At 65.6% G+C, this 24769-nt stretch carries 17 protein-coding genes; 10 read left to right on the forward strand and 7 right to left on the reverse strand.

Annotated elements, in window-relative coordinates; genetic code table 11:
- Nucleotides 1-36: 36 nt before the first annotated feature.
- Nucleotides 37-774, reverse strand: coding sequence for a hypothetical protein (locus AC56LH_RS15245; RefSeq protein WP_499647370.1), 738 nt, complete (start codon nucleotides 772-774; stop codon nucleotides 37-39).
- A gap of 194 nt (nucleotides 775-968) precedes the next feature.
- Between AC56LH_RS15245 and AC56LH_RS15250 the strand changes: the two genes are divergently transcribed.
- From AC56LH_RS15250 to AC56LH_RS15295, 10 genes are all read left to right on the forward strand, one after another.
- Entirely contained in the window at nucleotides 969-2018 is a 1050-nt protein-coding gene (locus tag AC56LH_RS15250) for a hypothetical protein (RefSeq protein WP_499648483.1), read from the forward strand.
- A 56-nt stretch (nucleotides 2019-2074) separates the two neighbouring features.
- Nucleotides 2075-3253, forward strand: coding sequence for a sensor histidine kinase (locus AC56LH_RS15255; protein WP_499647372.1), 1179 nt, complete (start codon nucleotides 2075-2077; stop codon nucleotides 3251-3253).
- A 78-nt stretch (nucleotides 3254-3331) separates the two neighbouring features.
- Nucleotides 3332-4789 (forward strand): serine hydrolase domain-containing protein, encoded by a 1458-nt coding sequence (locus AC56LH_RS15260; RefSeq protein ID WP_499647374.1) that lies wholly within the window; start codon nucleotides 3332-3334, stop codon nucleotides 4787-4789.
- Nucleotides 4790-4928: 139 nt separating this feature from the next.
- Nucleotides 4929-7313, forward strand: coding sequence for a M1 family metallopeptidase (locus AC56LH_RS15265; RefSeq protein WP_499581008.1), 2385 nt, complete (start codon nucleotides 4929-4931; stop codon nucleotides 7311-7313).
- Nucleotides 7314-7383: 70 nt separating this feature from the next.
- Nucleotides 7384-9771: a M1 family metallopeptidase gene (locus AC56LH_RS15270; protein WP_499647376.1), complete on the forward strand. Its 2388-nt coding sequence runs from the start codon at nucleotides 7384-7386 to the stop codon at nucleotides 9769-9771.
- A complete protein-coding gene (locus AC56LH_RS15275) occupies nucleotides 9768-10262 on the forward strand; it encodes a DUF6702 family protein (RefSeq protein ID WP_499647378.1) in 495 nt (164 codons plus the stop codon). The genes AC56LH_RS15270 and AC56LH_RS15275 overlap by 4 nt, the downstream gene beginning before the upstream one ends.
- Before the next feature lie 35 nt (nucleotides 10263-10297).
- Entirely contained in the window at nucleotides 10298-12325 is a 2028-nt protein-coding gene (locus AC56LH_RS15280; RefSeq protein WP_499647380.1) for a TonB-dependent receptor, read from the forward strand.
- A 39-nt stretch (nucleotides 12326-12364) separates the two neighbouring features.
- On the forward strand, nucleotides 12365-13102 hold the full coding sequence (locus tag AC56LH_RS15285; protein ID WP_499647382.1) for a 2OG-Fe dioxygenase family protein: 738 nt from the start codon (nucleotides 12365-12367) through the stop codon (nucleotides 13100-13102).
- 296 nt (nucleotides 13103-13398) lie between these two features.
- Entirely contained in the window at nucleotides 13399-14565 is a 1167-nt protein-coding gene (locus AC56LH_RS15290; RefSeq protein WP_499647384.1) for an efflux RND transporter periplasmic adaptor subunit, read from the forward strand.
- Nucleotides 14562-17681 (forward strand): efflux RND transporter permease subunit, encoded by a 3120-nt coding sequence (locus AC56LH_RS15295; RefSeq protein WP_499647386.1) that lies wholly within the window; start codon nucleotides 14562-14564, stop codon nucleotides 17679-17681. The genes AC56LH_RS15290 and AC56LH_RS15295 overlap by 4 nt, the downstream gene beginning before the upstream one ends.
- A gap of 13 nt (nucleotides 17682-17694) precedes the next feature.
- Here AC56LH_RS15295 and AC56LH_RS15300 read toward each other — a convergent pair whose 3' ends face one another.
- The 6 genes from AC56LH_RS15300 to AC56LH_RS15325 all read right to left on the reverse strand — a co-directional run bounded on the left by AC56LH_RS15300 (nucleotide 17695) and on the right by AC56LH_RS15325 (nucleotide 24615).
- On the reverse strand, nucleotides 17695-18168 hold the full coding sequence (locus AC56LH_RS15300) for a hypothetical protein (RefSeq protein ID WP_499647388.1): 474 nt from the start codon (nucleotides 18166-18168) through the stop codon (nucleotides 17695-17697).
- Entirely contained in the window at nucleotides 18165-18929 is a 765-nt protein-coding gene (locus AC56LH_RS15305; protein WP_499647390.1) for a phosphatase PAP2 family protein, read from the reverse strand. Before AC56LH_RS15305 ends, AC56LH_RS15300 begins: the two co-directional genes overlap by 4 nt.
- A 1-nt stretch (nucleotide 18930) precedes the next feature.
- Nucleotides 18931-20571: a phosphoethanolamine transferase gene (locus AC56LH_RS15310; RefSeq protein WP_499647392.1), complete on the reverse strand. Its 1641-nt coding sequence runs from the start codon at nucleotides 20569-20571 to the stop codon at nucleotides 18931-18933.
- An 86-nt stretch (nucleotides 20572-20657) separates the two neighbouring features.
- Nucleotides 20658-21899, reverse strand: coding sequence for a sensor histidine kinase (locus AC56LH_RS15315; protein ID WP_499647394.1), 1242 nt, complete (start codon nucleotides 21897-21899; stop codon nucleotides 20658-20660).
- Entirely contained in the window at nucleotides 21886-22575 is a 690-nt protein-coding gene (locus AC56LH_RS15320) for a response regulator transcription factor (RefSeq protein ID WP_499647396.1), read from the reverse strand. The genes AC56LH_RS15315 and AC56LH_RS15320 overlap by 14 nt, the downstream gene beginning before the upstream one ends.
- A gap of 33 nt (nucleotides 22576-22608) precedes the next feature.
- Nucleotides 22609-24615, reverse strand: a complete 2007-nt coding sequence (locus tag AC56LH_RS15325; protein ID WP_499647398.1) for an LTA synthase family protein — start codon at nucleotides 24613-24615, stop codon at nucleotides 22609-22611.
- Nucleotides 24616-24769: the final 154 nt, after the last annotated feature.

The raw sequence follows: 24769 nt of genomic DNA on the forward strand, positions 1-24769 counted from the left end.
TACACAAGGCGGGGCGGCGTGGCTGTCCTTACGGGGTCAGCGCGAAGGATCGGCCAGCGGATGGTCGCGCCGGCCGGCGTCGATGCGCGCCTTGACTTCGCGCGTGCGCGCGTCCTCGCCCCAGCGTTTGGTAAACGTGGCCAGGCGGGTGCGCGCCTGTTCGAAGCTGCCCGCATTCAGCAGGCGCTCGATGGCGTTGTTGGCGGTGGTCCACGCGGCGCGGCGCTGCTCGGCGCGGGTGCAGGCCGCTGCCGCCGTGTTGAGCGCACTTTGTACCTGGCGCAGCTGCTCGGGCGTCGCGCGGGTCTTGCGCAGCGCAATCAACTCGTCCTGCGCGTCCTTCGGTTTGCACTCCTTGGCCAGTGCAACGGCCGATGCCATGCGCCGCTCGATGCGGGCCGCAGTGGGTTTGGTCAGCATCCAGGCCAGCCACAGGACGCTCAGGCCGATGAGCCACCAGCGCAGGCGGATCGGTTTGCGCGTCGGGACGACGGGGCGTGGCGCGGCGTTCGCGCGAACGGGCGGCGGCGGCGGCGGGACGGGCCTCGGGGCAGGCGCTGGCTGGATTACTGGCGCGGGCGGCACTGGCGGCTTTGGTGGCATTGGTGGCACTGGTGGCGTTGGCGACACCGGTGGCACCGCTGGCATCACGACCGGCGGCGCCGGCACGGCGCTGACCGGCCCCTGCGCCGTTCCGCACCACGGGCAAAAATCGACCGGATGGGGAAACGCGCGGCCGCAGCCGGTGTTGATGCAGGAATCGTCGTGTGCCATGGTGCCCCGTATTTCGCTGTTGCCGTAAGTGCCGAAAGACGGCCTGCCAACTGCTGTCTTGATCGTGATCGAAGGCCGCATGATAGCGCCCCGCAGGCCCACGCGTCGCGCTGTTTGCTCGGTAGCGCCGCCTGATCCCTGACGGTGCAACGGAACGTATAATGGCCGCTTCCCTCTTCCCTCCTTGTGCGCCAATGACCGCTGCCGCCTCCCTTCTTTCCGACGACGACCTGCCCGCCACCGTGGTGGACGCCGCGACCGCGCACCTGGCGGCCGTGCTGTCGATCGCCCTCGAACACGGCCCGGCGCACAAGGCGCTGGTCGTGTACGACACACGCACGCCGCTGGCGCGTGCCCTGCTCGCGGGCTACCGGCGCAATCTGCCCGACGCGGTGTTCGTCGACTTCGACAGCGTGACGCCCGATGCGGTGCTGGCGGCGTTTCGTTCGATGGCCGCGCACGATCTGGTGGTGCTGGTCCAGTCGACCAATTTCCGGCTCGACGGCTTTCGCATCCGCGTCGAGCTGTTCAAGCTCGATCTGAAAGTGATCGAGCACGTGCACCTGTCGCGCATGCCCGGCATCCAGGGCGAACACTACATCAATGCGCTGGCCTACGACCCCGCCTACTTCCGCGGCACCGGGCGCGCGCTCAAGGCGCTGATCGATAGCGCGCCGCATGGCCGCGTGGTCGGCGGCGGCGAGACGCTCACGTTTGCCTCGCCGTTCGAAGCGGCCAAGCTGAATATCGGCGACTACAGCGAGATGAACAACGTCGGCGGCCAGTTCCCGATCGGCGAAGTGTTCACCGAAGCACAAGACCTCGAAGCCGTGCATGGCCGGGTGCAGATCCACGTGTTCGGCGATACCAGTTACCGCTCGAACCATCCCGACGTGCCGGTCACCTTGATCATCGAAGCGGGTCGCGTGACCGGCACCGAACACGCCACGCCCGCGTTCGAGCAGGTGCTCGAGAACATCCGTCTCGAGGAAGGCGAAGTCTGGGTGCGCGAGCTGGGCTTCGGGCTGAACCGCGCCTTCACGCGCGACCTGCGGGTCGACGATATCGGGACCTATGAGCGCATGTGCGGGATCCACCTGTCGCTCGGCGCCAAGCATGGCGTGTACACGAAGCCGGGCTTCAAGCGCAAGGATGCGCGCTTTCACATCGACGTGTTCGCGGTCACCGATGCGGTGTTCCTGGGCGACGTGCAGGTGTATGCCGACGGGCGCTGGCTGGCCTGAACCGGACCGCGCCCACCCGCGGATGGTATGATTTCGACCTCATTTACCAGGGCCCCATGATGCCAGACACCGTACCCCAGCACGTCAGGGAAATCCAGGCCATCGCCGCCGTGCCGCGCGTGCTGGAAACCGTGGCGACCATGACCGGACTGGGGTTCGTCTGCATTGCGCACGTCACCGACACGACCTGGACCACCTGCGCCGTGCACGACGAGCTCGGGTTCGGCCTGCAGGCGGGCGACCCGCTCGACGTCACCACCACGCTGTGCGAAGAAGTGCGCGCGACGCGCCAGCCGATCGTCATCGACAGCGTGCGCGACAGCGATTCGTACCGCGACCACCACACGCCGCGCCTGTACGGGTTCCAGAGCTATTTTTCGATCCCGATCTTCCGTCCCGACGGCGACTACTTCGGCACGCTGTGCGGTCTCGATCCCGAGCCGGCGGCACTGAGCGAGGGCGCCACGATGTCGGCGCTGACGCTGTTTGCCGAACTCATTTCGCGCCAGCTCGAAACCGACCGCTCGCTGCGCGACACGCGCTCGGACCTGCTGTCCGAACGCGAAACGGCCGAACTGCGCGAACAGTTCATCGCGGTGCTGGGCCACGACCTGCGCACGCCCCTGAGCGCCATCCTGACCGGCGCCGAACTGCTCAAGCGCCGCAGCACCGATCCGGCCACCGACAAGATCGTCGAACGCATGCGCAGCAGCGCCATGCGAATGGCCGGCCTGGTCGACAACGTGGTCGATTTCACGCGCGGGCGCATGGGCTCGGGCCTGGCGCTCGAACTGTGTCAGAGCGCCGACGTGCACCTGATGCTCGACCAGGTCGTCGACGAGCTGCGCGGCGTGTACCCCGACCGCGTGATCCGGTCCGACATCGCGCGTGACATCGCGCTGCGCAGCGATCCGCAGCGGCTCGCCCAACTGCTGTCGAATCTGCTCAAGAATGCGCTGCTGCACGGCGACAGCGGGGAGCCGATCCACGTGGACGCGCGCGTCGACGGCGCCAGCTTCGTGCTCGCCGTGAGCAACGCCGGCCCCGATCTGAGCCAGGCCGTCATCGACCAGCTGTTCAAACCCTACTGGCGCGCCACCTCGCGCGCCGGCGACGAAGGCCTGGGACTGGGCCTGTACATCGTCGACCAGATCGCGCGCGGCCACGACGGCGCGATCGGCGTCACGTCAATGGACGGGCGCATCACGTTCACCTTCAGCATGCCGGCGGCATAGCTTTCTCCCGGTGCTTGCCGGCCTGGCCGCACCTGCCCATACTGTTTGCCATTTGTGCAACCATGTCTGGAGAAGAAGATGCGTTCCGCCCTGCCCCGCCGCCACGCCCATATTGTGTATCTCGCCGCCTGCATCGCAACGCTGGCTGCTGCCGGCGCACACGCCGATGACAGCGCCGACGACAGCGCCGCCATCGCCCGCATCGAGTCCGGCCTGCGCCCGGAAGTCGCCCTGGCCGATGTGCCGGTGGCGCCCCTGGCCCTCATCGACGAAATGAAACGGCTGAACGTGCCGGGTATCAGCGTGGCAGTGATCAAGGACGGCAAGGTGGCCTGGACGCGCGGCTATGGCGTGGCCTGGACCGGCGGACCCGCCATTACGCCGCAGACGCTGTTCCAGGCAGCCTCGCTCAGCAAACCCGTGTCGTCCATGGCAGCGCTGCGCATGGTCGAACAGGGCAAGCTCGATCTGGACGCCGGCATCGACCAGGCGCTCACCAGCTGGACGCTGCCCAAGGGTGACGGCACGCCGAGCCTGCGCCAGCTGCTGTCGCACACCGGCGGCATGAGCGTGTCGGGCTTTCCCGGCTACGCCGCCGGCAAGAGCGTGCCGACGCTGCAGCAAGTGCTCGACGGCGCCGGCCCCGCCAACACGAAAGCCATCCGGGTCACTGCGGCGCCGGGTTTGGCCTTCCGCTACTCGGGCGGCGGCTACACCGTGGTGCAGCAGGCGATGATCGACCACGCCGGCCAGCCATTCGACGCGATCCTGCGCGAACTGGTGCTGGCGCCGCTGGGCATGAGCGCCAGCACCTATGCGCAGCCACTGCCGCCAGAGCTGGCGCCCAACGCCGCGCGGCCGCATGACGAAGACGGCAAGCCGTTCCCCGGCGGCGCCTACACCTATCCCGAGCAGGCTGCCGCTGGCCTGTGGACCACGCCGCACGACCTGGCGCGTTTCGCGATCGCCATCCAGCAGGGCGCGGCCGGGGCGACGGACGGCGTGCTCTCGCCCGCGATGACGCGCACGATGCTCCAGCCGGTGAAGAACAACTATGCGCTGGGCTTGCAGATACAGGACGGCGGCAAGGGCTTCAGCCACGGTGGCAGCAACCAGGGCTTCAAGGCGGTGTTCTACGCTGGCGTCGCTGACGGCAACGGCGCGGTCATCCTGACCAACGGCGACAATGGCATCGACGTGGCAGCAGGTCTGATGCGCGCCATCGCCTACGAATACAAATGGGACACCAACCAGACCAAGCTGCGCAAGGCCGTCCCCCTCGCGCCGGAAACGCGGCGCACGCTGGTGGGGCGCTACCAGCTCGACGCCGTGACGGACTTCGAGATCGCCGAGCGCAAGGGCGAGCTGGTGGTCAAGCAGCGCGGCGGCCAATGGGAACCGTTGTACGCGGAATCGGACAAGGTCTTGTTCGTGTTGTCGCGCGACCTTGAACTGCACCGCTACGACGCCGACTTTGGCACGATCGTGCAGGGCACGTGGGTGCGGGGGTATGCGCGCGTGACCGACATGTACTGAACATGCAATAAGCATGCAGGCGCCGCCATTGGTGTGGCGCGCGCCACATGTATCTGGATTTTTACAAATACGTTAAGCAATTGAGGAATATCAACGATAGAATTCCTGTCATATTTCCAACAACAAATCCAGGGGAATCATGTTTCGTTTGCCAATCGGCGTAGCAGCTCTATGCCTCGCAGCATCATCGTTTGCCGCAGCACCGTTCGACGACAAGTTCCGCCAGCTCGATGAGCTGCTGCCGACCCCAGGCACGATCCGCACCGCCTCCGGCGCCCCGGGCCACGCCTACTGGCAGCAACGCGCCGATTACACGATCCGCACCACGCTCGATGAAGCCAAACGCGCGCTCTCCGGCGCCGGCACCGTCACCTACCACAACAATTCCCCGGATACCCTCAAATACCTGTGGGTGCAGCTCGACCAGAACATCTACAAGACCGATTCGGATGCGCGCCAGAGCGCCATCCTGCCTTCGCGCGATGCCTGGGCCAACGGTACACAGACCACCGGCCTGAAATACGATGCCCTGCGCACCGTTCTCGAGGGGCGCACCTTCCCCGGCGGCTTCGACATCCTGGCAGTCAAGGATGCGGGCGGTCGCCCGCTGCCGTACACGATCAACAAGACGATGATGCGGATCGACCTGCCGCAGCCACTCAAACCCGGCGCGAAGGTGACGTTCGGGATCGACTGGCGCTACAACATCAATGAGCAGAAGGTGCTGGGCGGGCGCGCCGGCTACGAAACCTTCGACGACAAGAACGACCTGTTCGAAGTCGCCCAGTGGTTCCCGCGCATGGCCGCCTACTACGACGTGTATGGCTGGCAGCACAAGCAGTTCCTGGGCTCGGGCGAATTCACGCTGGAATTTGGCGACTACGACGTGCGCATCACGGTGCCGGGCGACCACATCGTCGCTTCAACCGGCGAACTGCAAAATCCGGGCGAGGTCCTGACGGCCGCCCAGCGCGATCGCCTGCAGCAGGCGAAGACGGCGAAAAAGCCGGTCATCATCGTGACCCAGGCCGAAGCCGAAGCGGCCGAGAAGGTCCGTAGCACGGCGATGAAAACCTGGCACTTCAAGGCGAAGAACGTGCGTGACTTCGCGTTCGCGTCGAGCCGCAAGTTCATCTGGGACGCGCAGGCGGTCAAGAGCGGCAAGCAAGACGTGCTGGCGATGTCGTACTACCCGAAGGAAGGCAATCCGCTGTGGGAAAAGTACTCGACCCAGGCGATCATCCACACCATCGAGCAGTACAACAAGTACTCGTTCGACTACCCGTACCCGACCGCGATCTCGGTCAACGGTCCGGTGGGCGGCATGGAATACCCGATGATTTCGTTTAACGGTCCGCGTCCGAGCAAGGACAAGAAGACCGGCGAGCTGACGTACTCGCAGCGCACCAAGTATGGCCTGATCGGCGTGATCATCCACGAAGTGGGCCACAACTACTTCCCGATGATCGTCAATTCGGACGAGCGCCAGTGGACCTGGATGGATGAAGGCCTGAACTCGTTCGTGCAGTTCCTGGCGCAGGAAGCCTGGGAAGCCAACTGGCCGGGCGGCCGCGGCGACCCGCGCGCCATCACCACCTACATGAAGAGCACGAATCAGGTGCCGATCATGACCAACTCCGAATCGGTCCTGCAGTTCGGTAACAACGCCTATGCGAAGCCGGCCACCGCGCTGAACGTGCTGCGCGAAACGGTGCTGGGCCGCGAACTGTTCGACTTCGCGTTCAAGGAATACGCCGAGCGCTGGAAGTTCAAGCGCCCGACGCCGGCCGACTTCTTCCGCACGATGGAAGACGCGTCGGGCACGGACCTCGACTGGTTCTGGCGCGGCTGGTTCTACACCACCGATGCGGTGGACGTGAGCGTGGACGGCATCACCGAGTACACGGTGTCCTCCAAGGACCCTGAAGTCGAGAAAGCCATGGCGCGCGCACGTCGCGCCGCCGAGCCGGTGTCGATCACGGACCAGCGTAACAAGGGCATGCCACGCCGCGTCGATGCGCATCCCGAACTGAAGGACTTCTACAACGAGAACGACGAGTTCACCGTCACCAACAAGGACCGCAACAAGTTCGCGGAAACGACGGCCGATCTGGAAGACTGGGAAAAGGCGCTGCTCAAGGAAGGCAAGCACCTGACGCTGGTCGACTTCTCGAACGTGGGCGGCCTGGTCACGCCACTGATCGTGGAACTGACGCTGAAGAACGGCCAGAAAACCATCGAGCGCATCCCGGCCGAAGTGTGGCGTTATTCGCCGACAAAGATCACGAAGCTGTTCGTCACCGATGAACCGATCGTCGGCCTGACGCAGGATCCGAACTGGGAAACGGCCGACGTCGACGTCAGCAACAACAGCTGGCCACGCAAGGCGACGCCGTCGCGTCTTGAACTCTTCAAGACCGAACGCGATCCGAACAACCTGATGCGCGACTTCAATTCGAAGCTCAAGACGAAGGATGCGCAAGGCACGCCGGCGCCGGAGGCGGCGCCAACGCCAGCGGAATAACGCGGCATCCAGTTGGTTCATTACCCGGGCGGAGCGATCCGCCCGATGTCATTTTTTGGGCACCACGATCATGAAACTCCCTCACCTGCACGCGGCCTTCGCGACCCTCACCCTTGGCGTTGCGATGGCCGCCAGCGCGGCCGGCCCGGCCTTCGACGACAAGTTCCGCCAGCTGGACGACCTGCTGCCGACGCCCGGCGTCACGCGCAACGCGGCCGGCGCACCGGGCCACGCCTACTGGCAGCAGCGCGCCGACTACAAGCTGCGCGTGACGCTCGATGAAGCCAGTCGCGCAATCAGCGGCGCCGGCACGGTCACGTACCACAACAACTCGCCCGACACGCTGTCGTACCTGTGGGTGCAGCTGGACCAGAACATGTTCCGCAGCGACTCGGACAACCGCAAGATCACCACGCTGCCGTCGCGCAGTGCGTGGCAGGCCAGGGGCAACGATGGCGTGAAGTTCGACGCGCTGCGCTTCACGCTGGAGGCAGGCAAGTTCGCCGGCGGCATCGAGATCGGGAGCGTGACCGGCAGCGACGGCCGCGCGCTGGCGCACACGATCAACAAGACGATGATGCGGATCGACCTGCCGCAACCACTCAAGCCGGGTGCAAAGGTGTCGTTCAACGTGGCCTGGCGCTTCAACATCCCCGAAATGAACGTGCTGGGTCGCCGCATGGGCTTCGAGCGCTTCAAGGATGGCAACGACATCTACGAAATCGCGCAGTGGTTCCCGCGCATGGCCGCCTACTACGACGCCGCCGGCTGGCAGAACGCGCAATACCTCGGCGACGGCGAATTCACCCTGGAATTTGGCGACTACGACGTGGCGATCACGGTGCCAAGCGACCATATTGTGGCCGCCACGGGCGAACTGCAGAACGCGGGCGAGGTCCTGACCAGCACCCAGCGCGAGCGCCTGCAACAGGCCAAAAAGGCCGGCAAGCCCGTGATGATCGTGTCGCAGGCCGAAGCGCAGGCGACCGAAAAGGGGCGCGCCAGCGGCAACCGCACCTGGCGCTTCAACGCCAAGAACGTGCGCGACTTCGCGTTCGCGTCGAGTCGCAAGTTCATCTGGGATGCGCAGGGGATCAAGAGCGGCAAACAGGACGTGATGGCGATGTCGTACTACCCGGCCGAAGCGAATCCGCTGTGGGAAAAATACTCGACGCCGGCCGTGATCCACACGATCGAGCAGTACAACAAGTACTCGTTCGACTACCCGTATCCGGTGGCGATCTCGGTCAACGGGCCGGTGGGCGGCATGGAATACCCGATGCTGTCGTTTAACGGCCGCCGCCCCGTCAAGGATGCCAAGACGGGTGAGCTGACGTACTCGCAGGCCGCCAAGTATGGCCTGATCAGCGTGATCATCCACGAGGTGGGCCACAACTATTTTCCGATGATCGTCAATTCGGACGAGCGCCAGTGGACCTGGATGGACGAAGGGATGAACAGCTTCCTGCAGTTCCTGGCCGAACAGGCGTGGGAAGAGAACTATCCGGCGCGCCGTGGCGAGCCGCGCGACATCGTCGACTACATGCGCAGCACGAACCAGGCGCCGATCATGACGAATGCCGAGTCGACGCTGCAGCGCGGCGCCAACGCCTACGCCAAGCCGGCCACCGCCTTCAACATCCTGCGCGAGACGGTGCTGGGGCGCGAGCTGTTCGACTTCGCCTTCAAGGAATACGCCGAGCGCTGGAAGTTCAAGCGTCCTACCCCGGCCGATTTCTTCCGCACGATGGAAGACGCGTCGGGCACGGACCTCGACTGGTTCTGGCGCGGCTGGTTCTACACGACCGACGCCGTGGATATCAGCGTCGACGGCATCAGCGAGTACACGGTGTCGTCGAAGGACCCGGAAGTCGAAAAAGCCTGGCAGCGTGCGCGCCGCGCCGCCGAGCCGGTGTCGGTGACCGACCAGCGCAACCAGGGGATGCCGCGCCGCGTCGATGCGCATCCTGAGCTGAAGGACTTCTACAACGAACACGACGAATTCACCGTCACCAACAAGGACCGCAACAAGTTTGCCGAAACGACGGCCGACCTGGAAGACTGGGAAAAGGCGCTGCTCAAGGAAGGCAAGCACCTGACGCTGGTCGACTTTTCCAATCGCGGTGGCCTCGTGATGCCGCTGATTGTGGAGCTGACCTTCAAGAGCGGCAAAAAAACGATCGAGCGCATTCCGGCCGAAGTCTGGCGTTATTCGCCGAAGAAGATCACGAAGCTGTTCGTCACCGATGAACCGATCGTCGGCCTGACGCAGGACCCGTACTGGGAAACGGCCGACATCGATGTCAGCAACAATAGCTGGCCACGCAAGGCGACGCCATCGCGCCTGGAGCTGTTCAAGACTGAGCGCGATCCGAACAACCTGATGCGCGACGCGGCGACGCCATTAAAATCGGCACCAACCGCGGCACCAACCGCGGCACCGAAGGCGGCCCAATGACGCTGCGCGGATTGAAATCGCTGCTCCTGGCGCTGCTGCTGTGCGCCAGCACTGCGGCCAGCGCGCACCGCTTCCACTTCGGCATGACCGACATCTCGTACAACGCGCGCACCGAAAGCACGGAAATCGTCCACACGTACACGGCGCACGATATCGATGCGCTGCTGCTCAATCTGTACGGGCGCCAGTTCGACCTGAGCGACGCGGAAGACCAGGCCGTGCTGCGCACCTACGTCGAACGTCACTTCTGGCTCGCCGACAAGAACGGCAAGAAGCTTCCTGTGACCTGGGTCGGCATGACGGCCGATGCGCAAAGCGTCATGATCTACCAGGAACTGGCCGCCACGCCCCTGTCGACAACCGCCGTGATCCACCAGGGCGTCCTGGTCGACTTCATGGCCGAACAGGTCAACACCGTGAACCTCAACGAAGGCGGCGCCGTACGTTCGCTGACCTTCATGCGCCAGACGCTCGAACAGCCTGCGCGCTGAACCCTTACTCTGAAATTGCCATGCTGCTTCGTCCGATGCCTCTTCGCCCAATCGCTTGCGTGCTCGCCGCGCTGTTCGTCTCATCGACCGCCCACGCCGATGATTTCCAGCTCCAGCGCGTGCTGGTCGAAGGCGCCCGCGCCAGCCAGCTCGGGATCGCCGATTCGGCCGGCGCCGGCAGCGCCGGTGCGAAGGACCTGGCCGGGCGCATCGCCTACCGGCCGGGCGAACTGCTCGAAGTCACGCCCGGCCTGATCGCCAGCCAGCACAGTGGCGAAGGCAAGGCCAACCAGTTCTACCTGCGCGGCTTCAATCTCGACCACGGCACCGATCTGGCCACCTGGGTCGACGGCATGCCCGTCAACCAGCGCAGCCACGCGCACGGCCAGGGCTGGACCGACCTGAATTTTTTGATCCCCGAACTGGTGGGCCGGCTCGATTACCGCAAGGGCCCGTACTCGGCGCGCGAAGGCGATTTCTCGTCGGCCGGCGTGGCCTCGCTCAGCTATGCCAATCGCCTGGTGAAAAGTATCGCGTCCGCGACGGTCGGCCAGGACGGCTATGCCCGCACGATGCTGGCCGGCTCGCCCGAGGTTGCCGGCGGCAGCCTGCTGTACGCGCTGGAGCTGATGAAGAACGACGGCCCGTGGACGCGCCCCGACGGCTACCGCAAGGTCAACGCCGTGCTGCGCTACAGCCAGGGTTACGCCAACAATGGCTGGAACGTCACGGCGATGAGCTACAGCGGCCACTGGAATTCGACCGACCAGATCCCGCTGCGGGCCGTCGAGGATGGCCGCATCGGGCGCTTCGACCTCATCGACGACAGCGATGGCGGCAAGGCGCGGCGCCAGAGCATCTCGGGCATCTGGCGCAGCACGGATGCCGATTCGGCCTCGAAAGTCAGTGCCTACGTGATCCGCAACGAGCTTGAACTGTTCTCGAACTTCACCTACTTCTTGAACGATCCAGTGAACGGCGACCAGTTCGCCCAGCCTGACCGGCGCGTGACGAGCGGCGTGGACGCCACCCACACCTGGCACATGCACCGCAGCGACACGCTGTCGTCCGACCTGACGGTGGGCGCGCAGCTCCAGAACGACAATATCTTCAACGGCCTGTACGACACCCGCAAGCGCGCGCGGATTGCCACCACGCGCGAAGACCACATCGTCGAGACGAGTGGCGCGGTGTTCGTCGAGAATGCCACGCGCTGGAGCGATGCGCTGCGCACGGTCGTCGGTGTGCGCGCGAATAACTACCGCTTCCGCGTCGATGGCGACCGGCCTGAAAACGCCGGCAAGGCGCACGACACGCTGGTCACGCCGACGCTGAACATCGCCTACGGCCCATGGGCCTCGACCGAGCTGTATGCCAACTACGGCCACGGCTTTCACAGCAACGATGCGCGCGGCACGGTCGCCACGGTCGATCCGAAAACACTCGATGCGGTGGAGCGCACGCCGGGCCTCGTGCGTTCGCGCGGCGTGGAGTTTGGCCTGCGCACCGAGGCGATTCCGAAGATGCAGATGTCGCTGGCCGTGTACCGCCTCGACTTCGATTCCGAGCTGACCTATATCGGCGACGCCGGCAACACCGAGGCGGGCGATCCGAGCCGCCGCTACGGCATCGAGTTTTCGAACTACTACCGGCCCTACAAATGGCTGTCGGTCGACTTCGACGCCGCCTGGGCACGCGCGCGCTCGCTGGGCAACCGGATCCCGGGCGCCATCGAAGGCGTCGCGCAACTGGGCGTCACGGTCGACCGCAGCGGACCATGGTCGGGTTCCCTGCGCCTGCGCTGGTTCGGCCCACGCCCGCTCATCGAGGACGACAGCGTGCGTTCGAAGGCGAGCGTGACGCTCAACGGGCGCGTGGGTTACCAGCTGGCAAAGGACCTGCAGCTGGAGCTCGAAGCGTTCAACCTGACCAACCGGCGCGCCTCGGCGATCGACTACTTCTACGAGTCGCAACTGGCGGGCGAAACGGCGCCCGTGGCAGATGTGCATTTCCACCCGATTGAACCGCGCTCGCTGCGCCTGACGCTGGTCAAGACCTGGTGAAGTCTGGCCGGGCAGCAATGAAAGTGCTAGGCTAGCGGGATGACCACTCCGCCCCTGCCCTATCTCGATCCGTCGCACCTGACGGCCGCACTGCGCGACACCGGCTACGCCCTGCTGCGCCCTGACGACGTTGCGCTGCTGGCCGGTTGCAGCCTGCCGGATCTCGCCACGCTCGTGCCGAGCTGGGACCGGCTCGAACTCGACGATTACCTGAAGGATGGCGGGCGCTATCGGCGCCGGCGCCACTCGTGCTTTATCGACGACGGCGCCAGCCTGGTGCAGACGCCGCACCGCGCGCACTGGCAGCCGGTCGAGTACAACGCGCTGCACGGCGGCATGCACCGCCTGTTCGCGCCGATGGAAACGGCGACCGTCGCCAACCCGGCCTGGGAACGCCTGCTGCGCGCGCTCGGCGCGGCCTGTTCGGCGGTAACGCCAGCACAGCCGTGGTTCGTCGAAGCGCACCAGTTCAGGATCGACACGGCGGACGGCATCGGCCGCCCGACACCGGAGGGCGCGCACCGAGACGGTGTAAATTTCGTGGCCGTGATCATGATTGGCCGCCACGGCATCAAGGGCGGCGAGACGCGCGTGTTCGACGCCGACGGCCCGGCCGGTCAGCGCTTTACGATGACCGAACCGTGGACACTGCTGCTGCTGGACGACGCCGCCGTGATCCACGAATCGACGCCGATCCAGCCGCTGGCCGAGCATGGTTACCGCGATACGCTGGTGCTGACCTGGCGCGCCGGGTCATTCCAGGGCGAAAACGCTTGAACAGAGCAAAAAAAACGCCCGCAGAACCTGTTGGTTGGCGGGCGGCAAATCCAATTTTCGGAGAAAACTGGAGGAGACAGTTCCAATATATCTCTTTTTATTGTGCAGTGCAATACGGTAGATCTACTGTTGTAAATTTGTAGAACGCCCTGCCAAACCGCCCATTTTTCCGCACTGCACTATTTGTAATGACACCCGTGCAGCCCTGCCGGGGGCGTCACATTTGCTACACTCAGTTGCTTGCCGGAGCGCCGGACCACCGGATTGCTGGACCAGGCCGCGATCACCCAGACACCATGAAAACCATTCGACATCCACGTGCCCTTGCCATCGCCCTTGGGGCTGCGTCGCTGTGCGCCGTCATTGCGCTGGCGACGATCAACCGCGCCGACGCCAAGGAAGAAAAGGCCGCGCCGCGCCCTGCCCTGAGCGTTACCACGACGCGTCCCGCCACCGCCAGCCTGCCGATCAACCTGACCGCCAACGGCAGCATCGCCGCCTGGCAGGACGCCGTCATCGGCAGCGAATCGAACGGGCTGCGCCTGAACGAAGTGCGGGTCAATGTCGGCGACGTGGTCAAGAAGGGCCAGGTGCTGGCCGTGTTCGCCGATGAAACCGTGCGCGCCGATATCGAGGGCGCGCGCGCCGCGCTGCTCGAAGCGAAGGCCAATGCCCTGGAATCCAGGGCAAACGCCGACCGCGCGCGGGCACTGGAAAGCTCCGGCGCCCTCAGTGCCCAGCAGGTCACGCAATACGTGACGGGCGAGCAGACTGGCGCCGCGCGCGTCCAGTCGGCCCAGGCCACGCTCACACAGCAGCAGCTGCGCCTGAAGTACACGCAGGTGACGGCGCCCGACAGCGGCGTGATCTCGGCGCGGGGCGCCACCGTCGGCGCCGTCGTCGGCGTGGGCACCGAACTGTTTCGCATGATCCGCCAGGGCCGCCTCGAATGGCGCGCCGAAGTGACGGCGCAGGACCTGGGCCGCATCAAGGCGGGCACGCGTGCCATCGTGCGCGGCGCGAGCGGGCTCGAAGTCACGGGCAAGGTGCGCGTCGTGGCGCCGTCGGTCGATCCGCAGACCCGGCTTGCGCTGGTCTATGTCGACCTGCCGCCGGCGCTGTCGGGCGACATGCCGCTCAAGGCCGGCATGTTCGCCAGCGGTCGTTTTGAACTGGGCACATCGAACGCCCTGACCGTGCCGCAGCAATCGATCGCGGTGCGCGACGGCTTCAGTTATGTATACCGCCTGAATGCCGACAGCCGCGTGAGCCAGTTGAAGGTCACCACGGGCCGCCGCCTGGGCGACCGGGTCGAGATTGTCGGCGGCCTGGCGGCTGACGCGCCGATTGTCGTCACCGGCGCCGGGTTCCTCAATGACGGCGATCTGGTACGCAATATAGCGACGCCCGCAGTTGCGCCAGCAGCCGCGCTGGGACCAGTACCAGCAAAGGCCGCACGATGAATTTCTCCGCCCTGTCGATCCGCAATCCGATCCCGGCGATCATGCTGTTCGTCCTGCTCACCGTAGCAGGACTGATGGCCTTCAATGCCAGCAAGGTGCAGGACTTCCCGGACATCGAACTGCCGATCGTCACCGTCACCGCCGTCCTCGACGGCGCCGCGCCGGCGCAGCTCGAAACCGAAGTCGCGCGCAAGATCGAGGACTCGGTCGCCACGCTGCAGGGCATCAAGAACATTTACACGCGCGTGCTCGACGGCGTGGCCACCGTCACGGTTGAATTCATCCTCGAGCGCGATTCGGCCGAAGCCGTCAACGACGTGCGCGACGCGGTCTCGCGCGTGCGCGCCGACATGCCGGCCGAGCTGCGCGAACCGACCGTCACCAAGGCCGCCACGGCCGGGCGCGTCGTCTCCACCTTCACGATCGCCGCGGCCGAGGGCTCGGGCCTGGACGACCAGGACCTGAGCTGGTTCGTCGACAACGACGTCGCCAAGCGCATGCTGGGCGTGCCGGGCCTTGGTGAAATCCGGCGCGTGGGCGGCGTCACGCGCGAGATGCGCGTGGAGCTCGATGACCAGAAGATGGCGGCGCTGCGCGTCTCGGCGCTGGATATCTCGCGCCAGCTGCGCAATGTGCAGCGCGAGGCGCCAGGCGGCCGGGGCGACGTCAGCGGCGTCGAGCAATCGGTGCGCACGCTGGCCACCGTCGGCACCGCGCAGGCGCTGGCCGCGATGGAGATCCCGCTGCCGGACGGGCGCCACGTGCGCCTGGACCAGGTCGCGCGCGTGCTCGACACCGTGGAAGAACCACGCGCCCTGGCCGAGCAGGATGGCCGCCGCGTCGTCGCCTTCGAAGTGTTCCGCACGCGCGGGGCCGGCGAGATCGATGTCGCCACCGGCGCGCGCGCCGCGATGGAACAGCTCAAGAAAGAAAACCCGAAGCTGATCGTCAACGAAGTGATCGACAACTCGGTGTCGGTCGACGAGAACTTCGACGCCTCGATGCACATGCTGTACGAAGGCGCGCTGCTGGCGGTGCTGGTCGTGTGGTGGTTCCTGCGCGACTGGCGCGCCACATTGATCGCCGCGGCCGCCCTGCCCCTGTCGGTGATTCCGGCCTTCCTGGGCCAGTACCTGTTTGGCTACACGCTCAATATGGTCACGCTGCTGTCGCTGGCCCTCGTGATCGGCGTACTGGTCGACGATGCGATCGTCGAGATCGAAAACATCTCGCGCCACCTCCACATGGGCAAGTCGCCGATGCAGGCCTCACTCGAGGCGGCCGACGAAATCGGGATGGCGGTCATCGCCACCACGTTCGCGCTCGTGGCCGTGTTTTTGCCGACCGCCTTCATGGGCGGCATCCCCGGCAAATTCTTCAAGCAGTTCGGCTGGACTGCCGTGCTGGCGATCCTGGCGTCGCTGCTGGTGGCGCGCCTGCTCACGCCGATGATGTGCGCGTACCTGCTCAAGGCGCCGAAGAACGCCGGCGTGGCCGGTCACGAGCCGCAGGATGGCGCGATCATGCGGCGCTACCTGGCCGTGATGCAGTGGTGCCTGCGCCGCCGTGGCCTGACGATGCTGGGCGCCGCCGTGTTCTTTGCGGGCTCGCTGGCGCTGGTGCCGTTGCTGCCGACCGGCTTCATGCCGCCGGCCGACCGCTCGCAGACGCAGGTCAACGTCGAACTGGCGCCGGGCGCCACGCTGGCCCAGACCCGCGCCGTGGCCGAACAGGTGCGCCTGGAACTGATGAAGGTCGAAGGCGTGACGAGCATCTTCAGTTCGATCGGCGGCGGCTCGAGCGGCGACGCGTTCTCGCCCGGCGCCGCCGCCGAAGCACGGCGCGCTGTGCTGACGGTGAAAACGGTGGACCGGGGTGACCGCGACGTGAAGCTGGGCGTGATCGAAAACACGATCCGCGACCGCGTGGCCGCCATTCCCGGCGCGCGCTTCACGGTCGGCATTCCCGATGCCGGCACCAAGATGCAGCTGGTGCTGCGCAGCGAAGACGCGAATGCGCTCAGCACCGCTGCGCGCCAGGCCGAGCGCGAATTGCGTGGCCTGCCCGGCATCGGCAACGTCAGTTCGAGCGCGTCGCTGGTGCGCCCCGAAATCATCGTGCGACCCGACTTTGCGCGCGCGGCCGACCAGGGCGTGACGGCGGCGGCAATCGGCGAGACGGTGCGCGTGGCGACCGCCGGCGACTATGAACAGTCGCTGGCCAAGATGAACCTGGACGAGCGCCAGGTGCCGATCCGCGTGAAGCTGCCGGATTCCGTGCGCGCCGACCTGGATGCGATCGGGCGTCTGACGGTGCCCGGCAAGAATGGCCCGGTGCTGCTCTCGACCGTGGCCGACATCACGATGGAAAGCGGCCCGGCGCAGATCAATCGCCTGAACCGCACCCGCAACGTCACGCTCGACGTCGAACTCTCGGGTCGCTCGCTCGGCGAAGTCAATACCGCGGCGCGCGCGCTGCCCGTGTTCCAATCGCTGCCGTCGTCGGTAACGATCGCCGAGCTGGGCGACGCCCAGGAAATGCAGGCGCTGTTTGCCAGCTTCGGCCTGGCGATGCTGATCGGCGTGCTGTGCATCTACGGCGTGCTGGTGCTGCTGTTCTCGGACTTCATGCAGCCGGTGACGATTCTGGCTGCGCTGCCGCTGTCGATCGGCGGCGCCTTCGTGGCGCTGCTCGTCACCAGCAATGCGCTGTCGATGCCGACGATGATCGGCCTGATCATGCTGATGGGGATCGTGACCAAGAACTCGATCCTGCTGGTCGATTACGCGATCCTGGCGCGCGAGGCGGGCATGAACCGTTTTGATGCGCTGGTTGACGCCTGCCACAAGCGCAGCCGGCCAATCGTGATGACCACCATCGCGATGGGCGCCGGCATGCTGCCGCTGGCGCTGGGGTTCTCGGGTGACCCGAGCTTCCGCTCGCCGATGGCGGTGGCCGTGATCGGTGGCCTCATCACGTCGACGTTACTGAGCCTGCTGGTGGTGCCGGCCGTGTTCACGTATGTCGACGACTTTGAAAATTGGCTCAAGCGCACCGGGCGCAGGATGCGGCGCCAGCCGGCGCGGGCCGTCGAGGTGGACAACACCCCGGCCTGAACGCGGCTTCTTCTCAGTGAGGTTCTTCGACGCCGGCAGCCTGCAACAGCTGCCAGAGCGCGAAGACCTTCGCGCCATCGTCGGCCGGGCAATACCGCAACAGCCCCGCCCTGCTGTGTTCATCCATCGCAGCGACAATCCGTCCGATCAGCACCGCATCGTCGTCGCTGACGATGGCGAGCGGGTGCGCCCAGCGCGGACAGCCCGGTTCGCGGCCGAACAGCCACACCGGCAGCACGCCCAGCAATAGCAGCGGGCACACGACGGGAATCAGATAAGTCCACCAGGGCGACCAGAGCGCGCCGACCAGGCCGGTCAGTGCCAGACTGGCCACGATGGTCGCGCCGTATAGCTGCGCGCCGCACCGCTCCAGCCAGTCCGGCGGATAGGCCCTTGCCAGCCGGTTCACCACGCCCTGCAGACGGACATGGTCGCTGCGTGACAGGGCACTCGGGGCAGGATAGACGACCGTGCGGAGCATGCTCATGATGGCCTGCCCTGCAAGGTGGCGATCAGCGCCACGACGATCGTGCATGCGATCCAGATCGACCACAGCGTATGCGTCATGAAATGCGCGCCGCGCAGTTGCTGCAGATAGCCGACCGTGGCGCCGGCGCCGATCGCCAGCAGCGCAGCGGCGCGTGCCCGCGATGGCCGCGCCGGCAGCCAGCAGACGGCCAGTGCCACCAGCCACAGCGCGCTCGACGCATGGCCGGCAGGCAGGCACTGGCCCGGCAGCGTATCGGCCGGGAACGCGCCGAACAGGCGCACGTACGGCTGCTCGCCGCCATAGCGCACCAGATCCCATGGGCAGTGCGATGCGCTCAGGTGCTTCAGGGTACTGGTCACGGCCGGCACCAGGATGGCGGCCAGCGCGACGATGCGTAGCTGCACGCGGCCAAGGGCACTCAGCGCGGCGCGGGGCCGCCAGGCGTCGATCAGTGCGTAGCCGACGATGCCCACGGCAAGCAGCATCAGGAGCTGCTTGACGATCACGTGGTTGAACGTGACGGTCAGCCACGTATCACGCCAGGGAAAGACGCGGCGCTCTGCGTCGAACACGGCATCGGCCAGCACCAGGTCGAGATCCGTATAGCGCCCGAGCCACAGGATGGCCAGCGCGCCCGCCGCCAGCATCATGGCCAGGCGCTGCAGGGCGTGCGCCGACAGCAGCGGCGCGTGCAACCCAGGCTCGGCCCGCATCTGGTGAAGCTCACGCATCTCGAGAATCTCGCGCATTTCATGCATGTCAGGCTCCCCGCACGCACGCATGGAACAGGTCCAGGCGCGGATTGAGCACGGCCGTGTTCACGTCGAGCATGCCGAGCACCGAGTGGAACACATTGTCATGCGACAGCGGTTCGTTGCGCCGCGCGGCCAGGCAGCGCCGGTCGATGCGGAACCGGTCGCTGAAGCTGTCGGACATCCACAGCATCATTGGCACCTCGGTCTGTTCGCGTGGCGCGAACATGTACGGCGCGCCGTGCAGATACACGTTGTTTTCGCCGAGCGACTCGCCATGGTCCGAGAAGTACAGCATGGCCGTATCGGCGTCCTGCGCGGCCGCGATCGCGCGCAAGCCGTCGATGGTCTTGCTCAGGAAGTAATCGGTGTACAGGATCGTGTTGTCGTAGGCAGCGCGGATCGATTCGCGCGAGCACGTGTCGAAGTCATTGCTCGCGCAGACCGGACCGAAGCGGCCGAACCCTTGCGGGTAGCGGCTGGCATACGCCGGGCCATGGCTGCCCTTCTGGTGCAGCACCACGACCAGGTCCTTGCTGCTGTTGGCAAGCAGGTCCGGCAAGCCATCGAGCAGGCGCTCGTCGTAGCATTCGTCGCCGCTGCAGTGCACGTTCTTGCCATCGGGCCGCGACAGGTCCTCGTACTGCACGCGCTTGCACACGCCCTTGCAGCCCGAATTGTTGTCGCGCCACAGCACGGCGAAACCCGCGTGCGTCAGCACGTCGAGCAGGCCTTCCTGGCTTGCTGCTTTGGACTGGCTGTAATCGTTGCGGCCGAAGGCGGAAAACACGCATGGCACCGACACCGCAGTCGCCGTACCGCACGAACTGACACGCGAGAAATTGATCAGGCCAGCTTGCCGCGCCAGCAGTGGATTGGTGTCGCGGCTATAGCCATCGAGCGAAAAATTCGCCGCCCGCGCCGTTTCGCCCACGACAATCACCGTCAGCGTCTTGCGGTGATGGCCAGCCCAGGCAGCGCCCTTCACGGCATCGCGGCCCAGCGGCGCGACCACGATCTGGGCCGCCCAGCGGCTGCGCAGATACCCATCCACGGCCTGGATGAAATTGGTGGGCGTGAGCAGGAAGCGCAGCTCCCGGTGCTCGTGCAGCGTCGGCGCCAGGCTCTTGAAAAGCAGCGCCAGCAGCATGAACGCCAGCAGCAGCGAGCCGCCCGCATTGCTGCTGCGCTTGAGCAGACCTTTCACGCCACGGGGAAACTGGATATTGGCACGCGCGATCCACAGCGATGGCAGCACGCCCAGCAAGCCGATCCTGGCGGCCATCTGCCAGCTGATCAATTCGGTCGCTTCGCGCGTATCGGTCTCGAACACATTCTGGATCATCGCCTTGTCGATGACGATCCCGTAAGCCGCGATGAAGTAGCCTGCCGCAGACGCCACCAGCACGAGGGCGATCAGCACCGGCTTGGCGAGGTAGCGAAAGCTGGCCAGTGTCAAACAGGCATTGAAGAACAGGACGACGATCAGGAAGGTGCCGGCCAGCATGGGCAGGCTTGACAGCGACACACCCCCGGCGGCATGGGCCAGCACGCTCCAGAAGGTGACGTTGCCCAGGCTTGCCAGCAACAGCGCCACGACCAGCACGAGCAGCGATGCATCGATCCGTCTTGTAAACAGTTTATCCATTTCACACCCTAGTCAACATTGCAGCAACCATCGCTGCAGTGCTTCAAGGATAGAAAGGATGATGGCAAGCCACCGTCAACGCGGCGTTAGGATGGCGTGAACGTCACAGGAAAAATGATGGTAAAGCGGCTGCCGCCGGTTGGGCGGTTTTCGTACACGAGCGATGCGCCCAGGTATTCGCAGATGCGCTTGACCAGCGACAGGCCCAGCCCGGTGCCGGCCGAGCCGCTCGACGGGATCGGGCGTGCACCCTCGCCCAGCGTCTGCCGTACCGCGTCGGGCAAACCACGCCCCGTGTCTTCGACCGTGATGCGCCCCGGTTCGATGACGACCGTCACCTCGCCCTGTTCGGTGTACTGGCAGGCGTTGCGAATCAGGTTGGCGATGGCCGACACGCACAGTTCGGCAGGCGCGCAAATGCGAAACGCGGCATCGCCGACACAGCGCAGCGTGACGGGCCGGCCAGTCACCATGGCTTGATAGCGCTCGGTTTCGCGGCGCGCGATCTCGTTGACCGAGACGGGAGAAAACAGGGCAAGCTGGGGTGCGCGTGCCAGCACCAGCAGCACCGTCACGCACTCCGTCGCTTCCTGCGCCGCCCGGTAAATGCGCTGCGCCGGCGCCTGCACCGCCGGGCCCCTGTTATTTTCGACCAGGATCTCGGCTGCGCCCATGATGACGGTCAGCGGCGTGCGCAGCTCATGGCTCACGTCGCCGGTGAACAGGCGCTCGCGGTCGAGGTATTCGCGCAACTCACGCGTGTGCGCGGCCAGCGCGCGCGCCAGGGTTCCCAGCTCGTCACCCCGTTCGGTGTGCGGCAAGGCGAATGCACCCTGCCCCACGGCGTCGGCCAGTTCGCGCAGCGGCGTGACGATGCGTCGGCCAACAAAGCGGCCAAGAAACAGCGCCAGCGTGACGAAGCCGGCAAAAAAGGCGGCGAACATCGAGTACACCAGGACTTCGATCTCTTCGTAATCGCTTTCGTGGTCGACCACGACATACGGCCCCCGTTCATCGGCGCCGGACAGCACATGCAGGCCGATGCCATCGACCTCGGCCTCGGACACCCCCGCCGGCAGCGCACGCAGCGACAGCGGGATATCGTCGCCCCGGTGAAAGCGCAGGCCCGCCGGCAGGTCGGCCGGCAGCCCGGCGGCAGCCCGGGGGCGCGCCCACTTTTCGACTTCGGCCAGACGCTCGTCGACCAGATGCACTTCGATCCCTTCGACCACCAGCGCGGCCAGCACGGCGAAGAACAGCGACAGGACGACACCGAACAGGATAAAGGCAACAACGATCGGCCGGCTGAGTGAACTAGCCGGGCGCATCGGGCATCGCCAGTTTGTAGCCGACGCCGGCGATGGTATGGATCAGGGGCGAGGCAAACGGCTTGTCGACCGCCTGGCGCAGCGCATGGATGTGTGTGCGCAGCGCGTCGCTCTCGGGCCGGTCTTCGCCCCAGACCGCCTGCTCGAGCGCCTCGCGCGGCACGATGCGCGGGGCCGCCGCCATCAGGCAGCGCAGCAACACATAACCGGTCTTGGTGAGCACGATCCTGGTGCCGTCACGCGACGCCTGTTGCTGATCGGGATCGAACACGAGCGGGCCGAAGCGCAGCACGCGGCTGAACGCGTGCTGCCCGCCCGCACGGCGCGCCAGCGCTTTCAGGCGCACGTCGAGTTCAACCAGCGAAAACGGCTTAACCAGGTAGTCGTCGGCGCCGCTGTCGAAGCCCAGCACCTTGTCCTGGAGACTGTCGCGCGCCGTCAGCATCAGCACCGGCGTCGCGCTGGAGAGCTCGGTGCGCAGTTTCTGGCACAGCTCCAGGCCGTTCAGGCCCGGCAGCATGACGTCCAGGATGATGACGTCGTAGTTGTTTTCGGACGCCAGGGCCAGGCCGCCGTAGCCGTTGCGCGCCGAATCGACGGCGTAGCCCTTCGGCTCCAGGAAGCCGTACAGGTTGGCCAGGATGTCCGGGTTGTCTTCGACGATGAGGATGCGCATGCTGGTCATTGTAAGGCGAATCGGTCGCCGTTTTCAGCGCGGGCGATAGCGCTGCTCGCGATACAGGATCGATGGCAGGATCACATGTGCCATCGCCTTGTCGACCTGCGCCTGCGTCGGGCTGCCGTTGCCCGGACTGAAATGCCCGCTGGCCGCGTCGTACCGGCCCGGCAACGGCGGCTGGCCGGGCCGCAGCACGGTGGCCGACGTGCCTTCAAGGTAGGCAAAATAATCGTTGAACTGGATCAGCGCGCGGCCCGGCGTCGTGCTGTCTTTCGCCAGGTCGCGTCCGATCATCGGGTGCGTGCTCGACACGCCCAGCAGCGACAGCAGCGTCGGCGCCAGGTCGATCTGGCTGGCGATGGTCGTGATGCGCTTCGGCGCGATGTCCGCGCCCAGGATCAGGCCTGGGATGTGGAATTTCTTGATCGGCACGAGGCTGTCGCCATACACGCGGTTGTCGTGGTCGGCCACGATCAGAAACACTGTGTCTTTCCAGTAGGCCTGCTGTTTGGCTGCGCGGATGAATTTGCCCAGCGCGTAGTCGGCGTATTTAACCGCGTTGTTGACGGTCTGCTTGTCGCCGTCGTGCAGCGCGATTTTACCGTCCGGGAATTCGAACGGCTCATGGTTCGACGACGTGAAGATCAGGCTGAAGAATGGCTTGTTCGCGGCATGCAGGGTATTGAGGCGTTCGAGCGACTTGTCGAACAGATCTTCATCGGATGCGCCCCAGCTGGCGACGAACTTCGGTTTCATGTCGCCGATGTCGACGATCTTCTGGAAGCCGTTGCCGGTGAAAAAACTACGCATATTGTCGAAGTGCGCTTCGCCGCCATAGACGAATTCGGTGTGGTAGCCCTGGTCGCCCAGGCCGGCCGCCAGCGTATAGAAATTCTGCTGCGACAGCGACAGCTTGACTGTACTGCGTGCGGGCGTGGGCGCATAACCGGCCACCACTGCCTCGATGCCGCGCACCGAACGGGTGCCGGTGGCGTACAGCTGCTCGAACCACCAGCCCTCGCCCTTGAGTTTTTCGAGCTCCGGCGTGACGGCCAGCCCGCCCAGCGACTCGACGAACGTCGCGCCCAGGCTTTCCTGCAGCACGATGACAAGATTCAACGGTTTGGCGCGCGTGACGGCTGCGCTCTGGTAGTGCCGCGTCGGCTGGTCAGCGTTGGCGAACTGGTAATCGCGCAGCCATGGCGCCGCCTTCACTTCGGCAAACACCTTCGCGCGCGGGAAGTCGCCATAGATATCGGACGACTTGGCTTCGTTGTCCATCGAGCGCATCGCGTCGAGCACCGACCATGCCGAATTGATGACGAGCGAATTGACCATCGCATCGCCCGTCAGCGCGAACATGGCCGGATTGGCAGGCCGGTGGCCGGTGGTCGAGCGGATCTGCATGAACACGAGCAGGCACAGGACCGGCCACACCAGCAGCATCCTGCGGCCCGGCCACATCGGCGTGCTGGCGGAGGCGCCTTTCAGCAGGCGCACCAGCGCGACACCCACGAGCACGGTGACCGCGCAGCCCAGCAGTACCGCCGTGCGGAAACCGTGCCACAGCGTGGAAAAGACTTCCCGCGGATTGTTCAGGTATTCGATGAACAGGCGGTTTGGGCGCACGTCGTACTGCATGATGAACTGCGGCGACGCGACTTCCATGAACAGGATGAAGATCAGCGCCAGCGTCGTCCAGCCCAGCGTGAAGCGTTGCCACAGGCGGGCCGTACGGCGATGCGCCAGGAACGGTGCCAGCAGCAGCGGAATGGCCAGGCAATAGCCAAGCAGGATCAGGTCGGCGCGTACGCCCTGCACGATGATTTCGAGCATGGCGCCGGTCGCGCGCACGCGGTCCCATTGCCAGGCCAGCATCGCCAGCCGAAAGCCCGAGAGCAGCACCAGCCCGATGAGCAGCATCTGCACCAGCGGCGCGAACGGGCCGGCCATGCGTGTGCTGCGCGCCAGCCAGGTGGATGCCGGACGCGTCTGGGCAGTAGTTGCCTCATGCAGGTAGAGCTTGTCAGTCTTCATGAATCCGTCGGATGTGCCAGGCGTGCCCTGCCCGGCGATAAATCGATCACGCGGAACTGAATCCAACGCGCCTTCTGATGCGGTATGGATGCTAGATTGCCTACCGTCACCACGACGTTAATCAGGCGTTAAGAAAGCGTTAAAACGCCGGACG

This window comes from Telluria sp. LT1R51-2 (genome assembly GCF_059685775.1).